16 protein-coding genes are annotated in these 14,865 nt (G+C 54.5%); 5 read left to right on the top strand and 11 right to left on the bottom strand.

Annotated elements, in window-relative coordinates:
• Positions 1–100 precede the first annotated feature (100 nt).
• Positions 101–2,314 (top strand): GTP diphosphokinase, encoded by a 2,214-nt coding sequence (relA, locus tag EDC23_RS04450; RefSeq protein ID WP_134081598.1) that lies wholly within the window; start codon positions 101–103, stop codon positions 2,312–2,314.
• A 190-nt stretch (positions 2,315–2,504) separates the two neighbouring features.
• On the opposite strand, the gene EDC23_RS04445 is transcribed toward relA, so the two are convergent.
• From EDC23_RS04445 to EDC23_RS04435, 3 genes are read right to left on the bottom strand one after another with little or no spacing between them, the layout of a single operon-like run.
• Positions 2,505–3,575, bottom strand: a complete 1,071-nt coding sequence (locus EDC23_RS04445) for a PA0069 family radical SAM protein (protein ID WP_134081596.1) — start codon at positions 3,573–3,575, stop codon at positions 2,505–2,507.
• A 36-nt stretch (positions 3,576–3,611) separates the two neighbouring features.
• Entirely contained in the window at positions 3,612–4,112 is a 501-nt protein-coding gene (locus EDC23_RS04440; protein ID WP_134081594.1) for a GNAT family N-acetyltransferase, read from the bottom strand.
• A 37-nt stretch (positions 4,113–4,149) separates the two neighbouring features.
• Complete coding sequence (locus tag EDC23_RS04435; RefSeq protein WP_134081592.1) at positions 4,150–4,605, bottom strand: tellurite resistance TerB family protein; 456 nt, start codon at positions 4,603–4,605, stop codon at positions 4,150–4,152.
• Positions 4,606–4,783: 178 nt separating this feature from the next.
• On the opposite strand from EDC23_RS04435, the gene EDC23_RS04430 reads away from it, so the two are divergent.
• Both EDC23_RS04430 and EDC23_RS04425 read left to right on the top strand, forming a co-directional pair.
• Complete coding sequence (locus EDC23_RS04430; protein WP_134081590.1) at positions 4,784–5,245, top strand: aminoacyl-tRNA deacylase; 462 nt, start codon at positions 4,784–4,786, stop codon at positions 5,243–5,245.
• 430 nt (positions 5,246–5,675) lie between these two features.
• Positions 5,676–5,879 (top strand): YgaP family membrane protein, encoded by a 204-nt coding sequence (locus tag EDC23_RS04425; RefSeq protein WP_134081588.1) that lies wholly within the window; start codon positions 5,676–5,678, stop codon positions 5,877–5,879.
• Positions 5,880–5,952: 73 nt separating this feature from the next.
• Here EDC23_RS04425 and EDC23_RS04420 read toward each other — a convergent pair whose 3' ends face one another.
• Positions 5,953–6,654: an SIMPL domain-containing protein gene (locus EDC23_RS04420; RefSeq protein WP_134081586.1), complete on the bottom strand. Its 702-nt coding sequence runs from the start codon at positions 6,652–6,654 to the stop codon at positions 5,953–5,955.
• Positions 6,655–6,759: 105 nt separating this feature from the next.
• Here EDC23_RS04420 and EDC23_RS04415 point away from each other — a divergent pair, with 105 nt between their 5' ends.
• A complete protein-coding gene (locus tag EDC23_RS04415; protein ID WP_243830712.1) occupies positions 6,760–7,338 on the top strand; it encodes an NAD(P)H-dependent oxidoreductase in 579 nt (192 codons plus the stop codon).
• 181 nt (positions 7,339–7,519) lie between these two features.
• Positions 7,520–9,142: an ABC-F family ATPase gene (locus EDC23_RS04410; protein ID WP_134081582.1), complete on the top strand. Its 1,623-nt coding sequence runs from the start codon at positions 7,520–7,522 to the stop codon at positions 9,140–9,142.
• Positions 9,143–9,215: 73 nt separating this feature from the next.
• Here the strand turns inward: EDC23_RS04410 and EDC23_RS04405 are convergent, their stop codons facing one another.
• From EDC23_RS04405 to EDC23_RS04375, 7 genes are all read right to left on the bottom strand, one after another.
• On the bottom strand, positions 9,216–9,527 hold the full coding sequence (locus EDC23_RS04405; protein ID WP_134081580.1) for a hypothetical protein: 312 nt from the start codon (positions 9,525–9,527) through the stop codon (positions 9,216–9,218).
• Positions 9,528–9,627: 100 nt separating this feature from the next.
• A complete protein-coding gene (locus tag EDC23_RS04400; protein WP_134081578.1) occupies positions 9,628–10,002 on the bottom strand; it encodes a hypothetical protein in 375 nt (124 codons plus the stop codon).
• Between the two features lie 899 nt (positions 10,003–10,901).
• Positions 10,902–11,243, bottom strand: a complete 342-nt coding sequence (locus EDC23_RS04395; RefSeq protein ID WP_134081577.1) for a hypothetical protein — start codon at positions 11,241–11,243, stop codon at positions 10,902–10,904.
• 43 nt (positions 11,244–11,286) lie between these two features.
• The gene (locus tag EDC23_RS04390) at positions 11,287–11,679 is read right to left on the bottom strand and encodes a hypothetical protein (protein ID WP_134081575.1); all 393 of its coding nucleotides are present in this window, start codon (positions 11,677–11,679) and stop codon (positions 11,287–11,289) included.
• A 966-nt stretch (positions 11,680–12,645) separates the two neighbouring features.
• Positions 12,646–13,314: a spermine/spermidine synthase domain-containing protein gene (locus tag EDC23_RS04385; RefSeq protein WP_134081573.1), complete on the bottom strand. Its 669-nt coding sequence runs from the start codon at positions 13,312–13,314 to the stop codon at positions 12,646–12,648.
• Between the two features lie 43 nt (positions 13,315–13,357).
• Positions 13,358–13,726, bottom strand: coding sequence for a YajD family HNH nuclease (locus EDC23_RS04380; protein WP_134081571.1), 369 nt, complete (start codon positions 13,724–13,726; stop codon positions 13,358–13,360).
• 43 nt (positions 13,727–13,769) lie between these two features.
• A complete protein-coding gene (locus EDC23_RS04375; RefSeq protein WP_134081569.1) occupies positions 13,770–14,819 on the bottom strand; it encodes a mechanosensitive ion channel family protein in 1,050 nt (349 codons plus the stop codon).
• Positions 14,820–14,865 lie beyond the last annotated feature (46 nt).

Below are 14,865 nucleotides of genomic sequence, written 5' to 3'. Positions count from 1 at the left end.
TTGAGATACACCGCTTTATCCCACAGATAAATGTAGATAAAACGGTCAAATTAGCTTTAATGTAGATAACAGGATTAAACTTTAACAGCCTGGATTAAATATGGTCAGTGTCACGCGCAAACATCCCGAAATCGCCGCCGGCAGTCCGGTGGATATCGACGCGTGGCTGGACAGTTTACAGGCCAACTACAGCGCCGCGGAGCTGGAACAGATCCGGCAGGCGGCCGCCCTGTCACGCCATGCTCATGAAGGCCAGAGCCGGGCGTCGGGGGAACCCTATTTCATGCACACTCTGGCGGTCGCCCAGATCCTGACCGAGCTGAATCTCGACGCCAGCAGCATCAGCGCCGCCATGCTGCACGATGTGGTGGAAGATACCTCTTTCACCCTGGAAGAGCTGCAAACCCGATTCGGCGAGGATGTAGCGCACCTGGTCGACGGTGTCACCAAAATGGACATCATTGCCACGCTGCGTGGCGGCGATCTCCAGGAGCAAAAAGAACACCTGCAAGCGGAGAATCTGCGCAAGATGCTGCTGGCCATGGCCGAGGATGTGCGCGTGGTATTGATCAAACTGGCCGACCGCCTGCACAACATGCGCACCCTCTCGGCCCTGCCCGGCGACAAACAACGCCGGATCGCCCGCGAGACCATGGATATTTTTGCTCCGCTGGCCAATCGCCTCGGTATCTGGCAACTCAAGTGGGAACTGGAGGATCTCGCCTTCCGCTATCTGCGTCCGGCCGACTATAAACAGATCGCCGAACAACTGGCCGAGCGGCGCAATGAACGTGAACAGTATCTGACACAATTTGTGGATCAGCTGCAGAAAGAGCTGGACAAGGCCGGGATAGACGCCGAGGTCAAGGGCCGGATCAAACATATCTACGGCATCTGGAAAAAAATGCAGCGCAAGCAACAGGCCTTTCACCAGATTTACGATGTGCGAGCGGTACGCATTTATGTGGAGACGATTCCCGCCTGTTATGCGGCGCTGGGGATTGTCCATACATTGTGGAATTATCTACCCGGTGAATTTGACGATTACATCGCCACGCCCAAGGAAAACAACTACCGCTCGATCCACACGGCCGTAATCGGACCGGAAGGCAAAACCGTGGAAGTACAGATCCGTACCCGGGATATGCATCAGGAATCGGAATACGGCGTTGCCGCCCACTGGCGCTACAAGGAGGGCATCAAGAGCAATCAGGCGTTCGATGAAAAAATCGCCTGGCTGCGCCAGTTGCTGGAGTGGAAGGAAGATATCGTCGAGGCCGGTGAATTTGTCGATCAATTCAAGTCCGAGGTATTCGCCGATCGGGTCTATGTGTTTACCCCCAGGGGCAATATCATCGATCTGCCCGCCGGCGCCACACCGCTGGACTTTGCCTACCGGATTCATACCGAAGTCGGGCATCGCTGCCGGGGCGCCAAGATCAACGGTCGCATGGTTTCCCTGACCCAGCCGTTGCATACCGGCGATCAGGTGGAAATACTCAGCGTCAAAAAAGGCGGGCCGAGCCGCGACTGGATGAATCCCCAACTGGGGTATCTGGTAACCAGCAAGGCGCGCCAGCAGGTGCAGCGCTGGTTTCGGCTACAGAATCTGGACCAGAATATTGCCGACGGACGCAGTATTGTCGAGCGGGAACTCAAACGGCTCGGATTCAGCGATATAGGCTATGAGAAACTGGCCAACCAGATGGGTTACAAACAGGTGGATGAGTTTCTCGCCGCACTGGGACGGGGGGATATCAAACCCGGACGCATCGCCACCGCGGCACACCATCTCAGCGAGCCGGCGCCGAAAAGTGAGAGCGACGCACCCTTGCTACGCAAGCCGCGCGCCCGTCCCGCCACCTCGGACATTGAAGTCCACGGTGTCGGCGATTTGCTGACCAAGTTCGCCGGTTGCTGCAAACCGGTACCCGGCGACGCCATTGTCGGCTTTATCACCCAGGGAGAGGGTGTCTCTATTCACCGGCGCGATTGTCACAATGTGCTGCGCGCCATCGCCGAGCATCCCGAACGATTCGTGGAGGTTGACTGGGGCCGGCGCGCCAGCGGCAGCTATCCGGTCGACATCGAAATCCAGGCCTATGACCGCCAGGGGCTGCTACGTGATATCACGACGCTGCTGGCCAACGCCGGGGTTAACGTCACCGCGACCAATACCACGACGCACAAGCAGAGTCACACCGCAACACTGACCATCACCGCCGAAGTCCCCGACATCGATGCCCTGAGCACCGTGCTGGCGCGCATCAACCAGCTCAACAACGTCACCGAGGTCCGGCGCAAGACCAAGTAAAATTATTCACCGCAGAGACGCAGAGAAAAGCTTAACCACGAAGACACGAAGACACGAAGACACGAAGACACGAAGACACGAAGAAAAGATTGTTAGAGTCAAAATCCGTTTCAAATTTTTGATATAAATCTATTATCACTTCATATAAATCAACTCTGTGTTCCTCTGCGTCTCTGCGGTGATATCGTCTTTAGAATAACCCCATCTGGTCCCCGCTTTTGGGCGGCACCCGGAATTTGGAGCAGTCCAGTTCCAGGGTGCGCCGGTTCAGGCCCTGTTTTTTACAGGCCAGGGCAAAGCGGTGCGCAATCAGATCGGCATACTGGCCGCTGCCGCGCATGCGTTCGCCGAATTCGCTTTGATAGTCACGTCCGTCCCGCAGGTCGCGGATACGGTTCATCACATGCCCGGCCTTGAGGGGATAATGTTCCTGCAACCACCGGACGAACAGATCCTTGAGCTCATGCGGTAAGCGCAGAATGACATAACCGGCCGATTCAGCACCGGCCCCGGCACATTGTTCGAGAAGCCGTTCGATCTCGTTGTCATTGAGCACCGGAATAATTGGTGCCATTAATACTCCGACGGGAATCCCGGCCTGCTGCAGGCGCTGTACCGTCTCCAGACGACGTTGCGGCGCGGCCGCACGGGGCTCCAGTTGACGGCTCAGTGTCCTATCCAGAGTGGTGATGGAGACAAAAACCTTGACCAGCCCCGTTTCGGCCATCGGGGCAAGCAGATCGATATCCCGCTCGATCAGTGCCGATTTGGTAATAATCGACACGGGATGACGATATGCTTTCAACGCCTGGATAATCTCACGGGTGATGCCCAGTTGCCTTTCCACCGGCTGGTAGGCATCGGTATTGGCCCCCAGGGCTATCACTTTGGGCACATACTTGCGCTTGCCAAGTTCGTTTTTCAGAAGATTGGCCGCATCGGGCTTGGCGAAGATCTTACTCTCAAAGTCCAGTCCCGGCGACAGATCCAGGTAGGCGTGGGTGGGCCGGGCAAAGCAGTAACAACAACCGTGTTCACAGCCCTTGTAGGGATTGATCGAATAGGTAAAAGGGACATCCGGCGAGTTGTTCGAATTGATGATGGTCCGGCTGGTGTCGGTGAACAGCTCGGTGCGCAGCGGCGTACTCTCCTCCGGAGCCCAGCCGTCATCGACGACTTCGCGCTTGAGTTCAACAAAGCGTGAAACAGTGTTGCTGCCGGCGCCGCGCCCCTTGATATGTGAGGAGGTGTTCGATGACATTGTTAACCGGTTTCTGCTTCAAGGGTGTAACGTGATTCAGTGCAGCGACGTATCCGCCAGAGCCTGTAGCGGTTCTCCGCGCAGTCGAAAGATCTGCCACTCCTCCTTGGCAGTGGCACCAAGCGCCTCATAAAAGGCAATCGCTTTTTCATCCTCCCCCAGCACCCACCACTCCAGGCGACTGCACCCCCGCTGCAAGGTCAACCAGGCAAGATGCGAAAGCAGGCGCTTGCCGATGCCATGCGCGCGCCAGGTTGGCTCAACATACAAATCTTCCAGATGCAGGCCACACCGCCCCCGGAAAGTGGAGTAGTTGTTGTAAAACAGGGCAAATCCGGTTGCGGCCTCATCGACATAGGCCAGGATAACTTCCGCCTGTGGCTGTGGACCAAACAGTGCATTATGCAGATCCTGCTCGGTGGCCACTCGCTCGTGGCCCAGTTGCAGATGTGCCGCAAGGGCATCGATCATGGCATGGATGACAGGAATGTGTTGGGGCCCGGCTTCAATAATCTGTATGTCTGAGCTGTGGCGCATAACCGCATCCTGCTGGCAGGTGAAGGGACATTCGCCGTCAGTTTTCCTGAGCGGCCTGGACCTTGTGCTTGGTTTTCATCATATCCTTGTGCGAAACATATAACAGATCAGAAATTTTTCGAATCATATGCTCTTCGTGGGCATCCAGCTCATTATCCGCATAGGCAATCGTCCAGAGATACTCCACAACCTTGATCTTCTTTTCTTCCGGAAAATGGCCGTGTATCAGGCGGGTAAACTGATGAAAATCCGTCGCCTGCTTCGCCTCTTCCCTGGCCAGTTCGAACAGGGTCCGGGTTTCCGACTCGGTCAGCTCGAATTTGGTCCGCAGCGCGTCCTTGACCGCCTGGATCTCATCATCGGTGGTTTTGCCGTCCTGCTGCATCATCTCGATCAACAGTGCCGCGGTGGCCAGTTTCAGCTGGTGTTCAGTATCTTCCGGTTGTTCCGGTGAAATATTCTGTTCAAAGAACTGTTTTATCGCATTGAGCATGGCATATCGACTTTATTAATAACCTGAATAAATTTTGACCTTTCCTGGGGTCTTTGCTCAGTCTATCAAAGCTCTTACAACAGAAAAAGTACTCCGCCCAACTCTGTTTCTCTTTTGCCACGCCTGCATGAGCTATACTTGGTATCTCAACTATTTGTCGTATACACGGAGGTGTATCATGACTATGGCACGCACGCTGCAGGAGTATCTCGCCCACAAAGGTATCGCGTATGATCTGTTGCCGCACAGACGCACGGATACAAGTATCAACAGCGCCCACAGTGCGCATATCCCGGCGGATCGACTGGCCAAACCGGTAATTCTGGAGGACGAAGACGGCTATGTCATGGTGGTGATTCCGGCTGATCGGCATCTGCGAATCGGGCGGCTTAATCAACTGCTTGACCGGCGAATGGGGCTCGCGACCGAAGCCGAATTAACCCCATTATTCGGTGATTGTGATCCCGGCGCAGTGCCACCACTGGGTGATGCCTATGGGTTGCCCACAATTGTGGACGAAAGTCTGGATCTGTGCCCGGATGTGTATCTGGAAGCCGGCGATCACGAGGATCTGATTCATTTGAAAGGTGCGGCCTTTCGCCGACTCATGCGCGGGTCCCAACATGCGCGTCTTTGTTAGGTATGAGAGACCGATAGAAAGTAAGGAAAAGATCCCATTCAGTCAAAAGGCTGACTGGCAGCCAACGCTGCCAGTCTGTTTACGCTTTAGTAAACAATGCTACGCGCCAGGACAATCATCAACACGAAAAAGCCGAACAGGCCGGCAAACAGATAGGTCAGGGTACGCTTAACGGCTTTATCTTCCATTTGCAAATCCTCATTATTAGAATGTTTTGCGGTTATCCGACACGCCTGTTAACAAGCTGCCGGTACCATTTTAAAACCGCCCTCAGTTTAGTGATTACACTCCGGCACGGACACTTCATATATTTAATTCATGGATAAGCCAATTTTTGAGCAAAATACTAGGGTATTTTACAGGGAATTGCATCTTCCCGGGAAAACACTACACTGGGAGTAATCAATCAAAAATCCCAACAGGAGGAAACATGAATCCAAACATGGGGACTGCCGACCGGACCATCCGGATCATCATTGCCATTATCATTGCCGCGTTGTATCTGACCGATGTCATCTCCGGCGTGCTGGCGATCGTCCTGGGTATTATTGCCCTGGTGTTCCTGCTCACCAGTATTGTCGGCTTCTGCCCCGTTTACGCGCCGCTGAAGATCTCGACCAAAGGCAAGGGTTAGGAGCCCGGCGCAAACCCGTCTCGACCAGAGACTGTTCTGCTGACGCGGGGCACAACCTGCTCCGCGCGGTGGATTACTTCACCACCAGTTCGATAGTGGCATCGACTGTCACTCGCAATATCTGTCTTCCCGGCTCTACCTCGGGGGCAGACCTCTTCTCCTGCATTGCCGATTGAGTGCGCATTTGCATCGGGCGCACGGTTTGATCATCCCTGTTGATAGCCATTTTCACCAGACGGTACTTCTCGCGACCAAATTGACGGGTGATGTTCTCAGCGCGCTGCTTGAAGCGTTCAATCGCCTGTTCAATCAGGGCTTGCTCCGCCTTTTCACGCTGCGGCCGCGAGATGTCATAGTTCAGCGAGTCAATGCTCAGATTAGCTTGCAATTCTCCGAGAAGCTGACTTAGCGCCTCGATATCCTCGCTTTTGAGCTGCATCGCCTGATGGACCCGCCAGCCGATCAAGCGCTGCTTTTGATAGCGGGGATGGGTCTGATAGGTCAGCGTGCGTACCTCGATACCCGATACCTGTTTGCTTCGTTCGACCGCCTGCTTGATTTTACGATTCACGGTACTGGCGAGTGCCGCCTGATCCTCACCCTCTTCCCGCGCCGACAGCTCGACGATCAGCGTATCGTTATCAATCTCTTTTTCGGCGGTGACGGCAAGATGAATCCGATCGTAATGCGTCTCCTGATCCGCGCTGGCCGACGCACTGAGCAGCATCAACAGCACGGCCAGGCTGTAGATGATGATGTTCTGTCGTCCCGGCATCGTATTCTCCTGTTCTATATTGTTTCACGGATAGCGGTGGTATTTTTAAACCGTATAACTATAGTCAGTAACATACCACAGGCACAGATAAAAACAGGAGTCACCGTGCGGATTGTTATTATTCAGGGCAACCCCGATCACTGTGCCCGGCACTACGGTCACGCGCTGGCCGAAGCCTATGCCGACGGCGCCAGAGAAGCCGGGCATGAGGTGACGACCATCGAGGTGGCTGCCCTGACGTTCCCCTTGCTGCACAATTTCAATGAGTTTCACCAGGGCGAAACACCCGCGGCGATTGTCGAGTGCCAGGAACTGGTGCGCCGTGCCGAACACCTGGTCATCATCTATCCCCTGTGGCTGGGCAGCATGCCGGCGTTACTCAAAGGCTTTTTCGAGCAGCTGTTTCGCCCCGGCTTTGCCGTACAACCGCTGGATGGCGGCCAAAGCTGGAAGAAACTGCTCACGGGCCGATCCGCGCGGGTGATCGTGACCATGGGCATGCCGGCACTGGCCTATCGCTGGTTTTTCCGCGCGCACAGTCTCAAAAGCCTGGAACGCAATATCCTCAAATTTACCGGGATTAATCCGGTGCGCGAGAGCCTCATCGGGATGATCGAGGGCCGTCCCGCCCACCGCCAGCGCTGGCTGCGGAAAATGGCCCGGCTTGGGCGGGCCGCTCGCTAAATCAGTATTCTGAAGAACCATCCAGGCAAACGAGCAGCAGCGCCGACTAACTCCGACAAAGTGATCGGCATACAAAACGTCTATTCAGCCAGGCCAAATATTACCCGCCCCCTCTTTTCAGGCAGCGGGGTGTGTTATCATCGCGCCCTTCTTTGCACACTCCTGACCCCGGAAGTCTCCCTTGATTACAACCGCCAATATCACCATGCAATTTGGGGCCAAGCCCCTGTTTGAAAACATCTCCGTCAAATTCGGCAACGGCAATCGCTACGGCCTGATTGGCGCCAACGGCTGCGGCAAATCCACGCTGATGAAAATACTCGGCGGCGATCTGGCCCCCTCTTCCGGCAATGTCTCGGTGGACGAGAATGAGCGGGTCGGCAAACTGCGCCAGGACCAGTTCGCCTTTGAAGAACATACCGTGCTGGATACGGTCATCATGGGCCATGACCGGCTGTGGCAGGTGAAGCAGGAACGGGATCGTATCTATTCCCAGGCCGAAATGAGCGAAGAGGACGGCATGCAGGTCGCCGAGCTGGAAGTCGAATTCGCTGAACTGGACGGCTATACCGCCGAGGCCCGCGCCGGCGAGTTGCTGCTGGGTCTGGAAATTCCCGAACAACAGCACAGCGGCCTGATGAGCGCCGTCGCCCCCGGCTGGAAACTGCGGGTGCTGCTGGCCCAGGCGCTGTTCGCCGAGCCGGATATCATGCTGCTGGACGAGCCGACCAATAACCTGGATATCAACACCATTCGCTGGCTGGAGCGCGTGCTGAATGAACGTAACAGCACCATGGTGATCATCTCCCATGATCGCCACTTTCTTAACAGCGTCTGCACCCACATGGCCGATCTGGACTACGGCGAACTGCGCGTCTATCCCGGCAATTATGATGAGTACATGACCGCCGCTACCCAGGCCCGCGAGCGGCTGTTGAACGAAAATGCCAAGAAGAAGGCGCAGATCGCCGAACTGCAGACCTTCGTCAGCCGCTTCTCGGCCAACGCGTCCAAGGCCAAGCAGGCCACCTCGCGCGCCAGACAAATCGAGAAAATCGAATTGGAAGAGGTCAAACCTTCCAGTCGACAAAGTCCCTTCATCCGTTTCGATCAGGCCAAGAAACTCTATCGCAACGCGCTGGAGGTCAATGACCTGAGCAAAGGTTTCGACGGCGAGACCCTGTTCGACAATCTGAACCTGCTGATCGAAGTGGGCGAGCGCCTCGCCATCATCGGCCCCAACGGTATCGGCAAGACCACCCTGCTGCGTACCCTGGTCAATGACCTGGAACCGGACAGCGGCACGGTCAAATGGTCGGAGAACATCAACATCGGTTACTACGCCCAGGATCATGCCAGTGACTTCAGTCACGATCTGTCGGTATTTGACTGGATGAGTCAGTGGAAACAACCCGGCGATGACGAACAGGCCGTGCGCGCGGTGCTGGGGCGGATGCTCTTCTCCCAGGACGAAATCAAAAAATCGGTCAAGGCCCTCTCAGGCGGTGAACAGGGTCGCATGCTGTTCGGCAAGTTGATCATGCAAAAACCCAATGTGCTGGTCATGGACGAGCCGACCAATCACCTGGACATGGAGTCCATCGAAGCGCTGAACCTGGCCCTGGAAAACTACCCCGGCACGCTGATCTACGTCAGCCACGACACCGAGTTCGTCTCCTCGCTGGCAACCCGGATCATCGAACTGTCCGCCAGGGGCATTACCAACTTCAGTGGGACTTACGATGAATATCTGCGTGATCAGGCCACCGCCGGGGTGGCGCCCCGGCTAGGGGCCAGGGGCTAGAAACCAGGAACCAGGGCTATTTCAGTGGCGTAGGTCAGGTTGCGCGCAGCGCTACCTGACATCCCAAGTCATGTCACACCTGATTCATAGGTTTTGTGCGTTCTTTGAGTTCCTCGGATAACCCCTGGATATCCGCCTCATCAACCAATCCTGCCTCGCGCAGCATCATAAGCTGCATTGCCGCTTTTGCGCGACTGTGGTCATCAAAAAGCAAAGCAATCTGCTTATCGTAGTTCTCAATTAATTTATACAAATAATGATATCTTCCATGGTTTGTTGGAATATCACTACACGTCAACCCCTCCGAAATATCTTGCAATATACTCCCGCAGAAGCGTTCCAAAGCCGCTTTCTTGAATTTCTTCCAGTCCGATTCAGAGATCATTTTTTATTTTTATGCGTAACGATTTGGGTAAGGGGCTGAGCGAGTAGCGAGGTCCCGACGACCGAAGGGAGCGTTTTTGACCCGCTTGTTAGGCGATACCTCACACACTATAAGCATCTCCGTAGGTTAGTATAACTGCGGCGGCACCTATGAAGGCACTAGTTAGATAAAAACTAGGCTTTAAATTAGAGAACCTAAATTCTTCATATTTTTTGGCCATGGTCACTAGAACGCTAATAATGAATACCACTAACGCAGTCCATGCTAATACTCCCGAAATAGCGGGGAAATAGAACACAGAAAAACCGACGACTATTAAAAGTATGTTCCTTAAAGCACCGCCAGAGACGCTGACTATATAATCAAACTTAGTTAGTTCCTGAAACGGCCGCGTTAGTAACACGGCAGCTACAATTAGCAATGATACGAACCCAAAAATCGCAAGAAGTAATCCTGTCACGACATAAAATTGCATGTTAATACCAGTTATTCATATTTTCGACTAACAGTGGTTTATACAGACGTCTGTCTTTTACGATAAAAGACAGACGTCTGTAATATCAGGTCCCGGTCCAGAAAAGACAGATACCCCTGATTCTAGCAGCACTCCCCTGTTTTTCGACTTACAACCCCATGATTTACAAAGATATCAGGGTTTCCCTGACCCTGGCCAGACGATTTTGGATTCCCGTCAGACGCCGCCGAGCATCGCAGTGGAAGGAGGAATAGCCCGAAGGGTGCGCGCATGGTGCCCTGACCCATCGGAGATGGGTAGGGTACTCATAATGAAACCCGAAGGGGTTCTATGAGACAGGCGCGCACTCGCCAGTCGGCACAGGGATGACGTCCATGGATGGACTAATGTCGCGGGAGGCAGGGATGCCGTGAGCGACCGTGGCCGTCTGGCGAGCCCGACTGGAGCGAGAAGCGCAGGGAACCGGTATAGCAATTGATAAATTGCTATACCGGCGGCGTCTTTCGGGAGCGGTTTTTGGTGACTTTTTGCCGCTTCAAAAAGTCACTCGCCGCGCGGGCGCGAGAGCCCGCTTTCAAGATTCAGCTCGCCCGGAGGGCGGACATTTAAAAAGAACCTGGATTTAGATCACCCCTCCCTAGCCCTCCCCTTCAAGGGGAGGGTATAAAAACAAGAGACGCGAGAGCCCGCTTTCAAGATTCAGCCGCCCGGAGGGCGAACATTTTTAAGGAATAGATTCCGGGTCGCGCCTCCGGCTTGCCCGGAATGACGAGAGTGCCGGAGGGCGGACCTTTTTTACCTTGCGGGGTCAGGTCTTGTTTTTTGCTTCTTGAAAGTCAAAACGCAAGGCCTGACCCCGAACCCACAATCGACAGAAGAGAGCGAATTTTACCCACTTGTTAAATTGCATGTGGCTTGAACCTTTGAAAAATTAAAGCACCAATTGCTATCACACCGACAATAAGACTATAGCCACCAAAGAGCGCCGTTACTAACGAAAGAGGCAGTGTATACCTGAGCTTAAGTAGTTTAGTTCGCAGGAAATAAACCCCTAGAATGATTGCTGCTAAAACCATAAGAAAATTCAGGCCAAAAAAGCCCCAAAAAATCCAAAATGGATCACCTGGCGCAGCATACGCTTCAGATGTTTGCCTGAGCGAATCAAGGTTGCTGATGATCTTAAAGGCAACATACACAGCATGTGCCAATAAAATTACCCCGATCATCTTCTTGATTAGCACAACCTCTCCCTTGCAATTTAACGTCTTAACCCAGCCGCGCAGTTTACTGCGTCGGCTGGGTTGATTTGTTAGGGGGCCTACACTTACGACACCAGAACATCGAGATGCAGCCAGTGGCCCCTCCAACCCAATAGGGGAGCTGCATTGCAGCAATCAACAACCACTGCAAGCCAGGTTTTGCTGGATCACCTTCCTGCCCGAGGACAAGGCAAGGAACAATTGGCATTGCCACAAAGAACAAAAGCTTTCCAAATAATTCGCCGCGAAGCCCTAGATATGCCACAAAACCAAATAACGCTGGCGCCACAACAAAATTGACTATCAGTGGGTCTACACTCTCTTTTCCAAGCCAATAACCACCCAACTGGCTGTAGTAAAGGAAAAACAGGATAGCTAGAAACCCTACCCACATCAGATTTCTGTATCCAGGATTCATGGCCAACCCCTTTTGAGTCCTAACACCTACCGACGACTGAAAATACAGATACCCCTAATCCTAGCAAGCATTCAACTTTTTTTCGACGCAGGAAACATGAATTTTTCTGCAATATCAGGGTTTTCCCCTACTATCGCTAGCCGGTTTTAGTCCCGTCAGACGCCGCCGAGCATCGCAGAGGAAGGAGGATTAGCCCGAAGGGTGCGCTCATGGACGAGCGCACTCGCCAGTCGGCACACGGAGGTGCCGTCTGGCGAGCCCGACTGGAGCGAGAAGCGCAGGGAACCGGTGTAGCAATTGATAAATTGCTACACCGGCGGCGTTTTCGGGAGCGGTTTTTGGTGACTTTTTGCCGCTTCAAAAAGTCACTCGCCGCGCGGGCGCGAGAGCCCGCTTTCAAGATTCAGCTCGCCCGGAGGGCGGACATTTAAAAAGAACCTGGATTTAGATCACCCCTCCCTAGCCCTCCCCTTGAAGGGGAGGGTATAAAACAAGAGGCGCGAGAGCCCGCTTTCAAGATCACAGTTCGCCCGGAGGGCAAACATTTTGATGGGACTGGATTCTGATCACCCCTCCCTATCCCTACCCTTGAAGGGGAGGATATAAAACAAGAGGCGCGAGAGCCCGCTTTCAGGATCGCAGCTCGCCCGGAGGGCGGACATTTTGATGGGACTGGATTCTGATCACCCCTCCCTATCCCTCCCCTTGAAGGGGAGGATATAAAACAAGAGGCGCGAGAGCCCGCTTTCAGGATCGCAGCTCGCCCGGAGGGCAAACATTTTGATGGGACTGGATTCTGATCACCCCTCCCTATCCCTACCCTTGAAGGGGAGGGTATAAAACAAGAGGCGCGAGAGCCCGCTTTCAAGATTCAGCTCGCCCGGAGGGCGAACATTTTTAAGGAATAGATTCCGGGTCGCGCCTCCGGCTTGCCCGGAATGACGAAAGTGCCGAAGGGTGATCATTTTACCGCCGCGCGAACCAGATGATATGCCGCGCACCCTTCTTGCCATGAGCGCGCACGGTCACTTCCTCAACCTCGAAACCAACCTTTTGCAACCGCTGCATAAACTCCGGCGCCGGTCCGGCTGACCAGATGGCGAGAATCCCCGCCGGAGCCAATGCCGCATACGCCGCATTCAACCCGTCCATACTGTATAACCAGTTATTGTTCTGGTGGGTCAGACCTTCCGGACCATTGTCCACGTCCAGCAATATTGCGTCATAGACCTGCGGGCTGCGTTTGAGAAGGTGCGCCACGTCCCCGGCATAGATACTGACTCTTGGATCTTCCAGGGGGTGACCGGCACAGGCGCCGAGCGGCCCCCGGTTCCAGGTCACCACCGCCGGCACCAGTTCGGCGACCGTAATTTGTGCCTGTTGGCCAACATGGCGCAGTGCAGCCGCCAGGGTAAACCCCATGCCCAGGCCGCCGATCAGCAAACGGGGGTGTTCCACGCCCAGACGGATGCAGCTTTGTTCGGCCAGCACCTCTTCGGAGCCATGAACCCGACTGCTCATCAGCTCACCGCGACCGGCAAGCTTGATCGAGAATTCATCGCCGCGTTGATACAACTGCAATTCGCCCCCGTTGCCCGGCACCGCCGAGGTATCCAGCCGCTGCCAGGGCCTCACAGTACGCGCTTCAGGTCAAAGGCACAGGATCGAACCCAGCCACTCACTTTTCATCATCCAGCAGGGACTTGAGATCGGCGAAGGGATTGAATGTGGCACCGGTCGGTTTGTTACTCGAAGCCGAACTACTACCCTGTTGCGCTTCGAGCTGGCGTTGGTGTTCGTTGTCATGGCAATACAGGCACAACAGTTCCCAGTTGCTGCCATCAGGCGGATTATTGTCATGGTTATGGTCCCGGTGATGGACTGTCAATTCACGCAGATTCTTGCCGCTGAATTCACGCCCGCAACGTCCGCATACATGCGGATACATCTTCAATGCCTGCTCGCGATAGCCCTGCTCCCGCAATTCGCTGGCGCGGCGGGCGTCGGCAACCACTTTATCCAGTTTACTGCTGTCTGATTTTGCCATACTGTTCTCCACATACCGGGCAGCCTCACCCGGCTTGTCTTTGTCATGTTTGTTGCACAAACAGGGTCCGGGTCGGGTAGGCAAACTCTATCCCTTCCTCCGCGAATCGTTCGAAAATCGCCAGATTGATCGCCTGCTGAATGTCCATGTACTCATTATATACTGAACTGTTCACATAATAGACGCTTTCAAACAGCAGGGCCGAGTCACCATACTCCTTGAAGTGCGAACGATCGAAACGGGTATTCTCCCGCTGTTCGATCACTTCCTGGATAATTTGCGGAATTCTGGCCAGCTTGTCGCGCGGGGTCTGGTAGGTGACACCCAGGGTAAACAGACTGCGACGCTCATACATACGGCCGTAGTTGCGGATCCGGCTGCCGAGCAAATCAGAGTTGGAAAAGACCAGTTGTTCGCCACTAAGGCTGTGCAGCCGGGTGGTCTTCAAACCGACGTGCTCGACCGTGCCGGCCATATCTCCGACAACCAGAAAGTCTCCCACGTAAAACGGCTTGTCCAGTACGATAGACAGGGAGGCAAACAAATCACCCAGGACGTTCTGTAACGCCAGGGCCACGGCGATACCCCCGATCCCGAGCCCCGCCACCAGCGCGGTGACATTCACACCCAGGTTGTCGAGCACCAGCAGCAACACGACCACCCAGATAACGACTGTTGCGATGAAACTGAGAAAGCCCAGCGTCGTCGCGGCAGCCGGATCACGACTCACCTGTTTCTGCTGGTATCGATCGAGCAGTACTTTGACCGCCGCCACAACCCATATCCCGCCCTGGATCAGCAGGGCCACGGTCATTACCCTGTTACTGAGATGGCGTGAGGCATCCGGTATGTCGAGAGCGTAAAGCCCGGCAAACAGCCCCAGGATCAGGATAAACAGCAAGTGGGTTCGTGCGGTTATGGCCTGCATTGCAACCCAGATGGGCCGACCGGTCCGGGTTGTCCGGCGTTCGAACTGGGCACGCAACAGAGCACGGGCAATAGTGGCGACAAGAATCGTCGTCCCGCTAATAATCCCGGCGATCAGCCAGCTGAGCAGGCTGTTGTCAGCGAATTCGACCTGCAAAAATTCCATTAGACCATTGTCCCGTTATTATTATAGTTACGGTTGACTATAATCA

The organism is Thiohalophilus thiocyanatoxydans (assembly GCF_004366735.1).
In the GTDB taxonomy this organism is placed as follows: domain Bacteria; phylum Pseudomonadota; class Gammaproteobacteria; order UBA6429; family Thiohalophilaceae; genus Thiohalophilus; species Thiohalophilus thiocyanatoxydans.
Note: the sequence above shows the minus strand (reverse complement) of the source record. Positions and strands in the feature narration are given on the sequence as shown.

Bases quoted from the DNA above. Each gene is read 5' to 3' on its own strand.
- relA (WP_134081598.1), top strand. From the start codon at position 101: ATGGTCAGTGTCACGCGCAAACATCCCGAAATCGCCGCCGGCAGTCCG.
- EDC23_RS04445 (WP_134081596.1), bottom strand. From the start codon at position 3,575: ATGTCATCGAACACCTCCTCACATATCAAGGGGCGCGGCGCCGGCAGC.
- EDC23_RS04440 (WP_134081594.1), bottom strand. From the start codon at position 4,112: ATGCGCCACAGCTCAGACATACAGATTATTGAAGCCGGGCCCCAACAC.
- EDC23_RS04435 (WP_134081592.1), bottom strand. From the start codon at position 4,605: ATGCTCAATGCGATAAAACAGTTCTTTGAACAGAATATTTCACCGGAA.
- EDC23_RS04430 (WP_134081590.1), top strand. From the start codon at position 4,784: ATGACTATGGCACGCACGCTGCAGGAGTATCTCGCCCACAAAGGTATC.
- EDC23_RS04425 (WP_134081588.1), top strand. From the start codon at position 5,676: ATGAATCCAAACATGGGGACTGCCGACCGGACCATCCGGATCATCATT.
- EDC23_RS04420 (WP_134081586.1), bottom strand. From the start codon at position 6,654: ATGCCGGGACGACAGAACATCATCATCTACAGCCTGGCCGTGCTGTTG.
- EDC23_RS04405 (WP_134081580.1), bottom strand. From the start codon at position 9,527: ATGATCTCTGAATCGGACTGGAAGAAATTCAAGAAAGCGGCTTTGGAA.
- EDC23_RS04400 (WP_134081578.1), bottom strand. From the start codon at position 10,002: ATGCAATTTTATGTCGTGACAGGATTACTTCTTGCGATTTTTGGGTTC.
- EDC23_RS04390 (WP_134081575.1), bottom strand. From the start codon at position 11,679: ATGAATCCTGGATACAGAAATCTGATGTGGGTAGGGTTTCTAGCTATC.
- EDC23_RS04380 (WP_134081571.1), bottom strand. From the start codon at position 13,726: ATGGCAAAATCAGACAGCAGTAAACTGGATAAAGTGGTTGCCGACGCC.
- EDC23_RS04375 (WP_134081569.1), bottom strand. From the start codon at position 14,819: ATGGAATTTTTGCAGGTCGAATTCGCTGACAACAGCCTGCTCAGCTGG.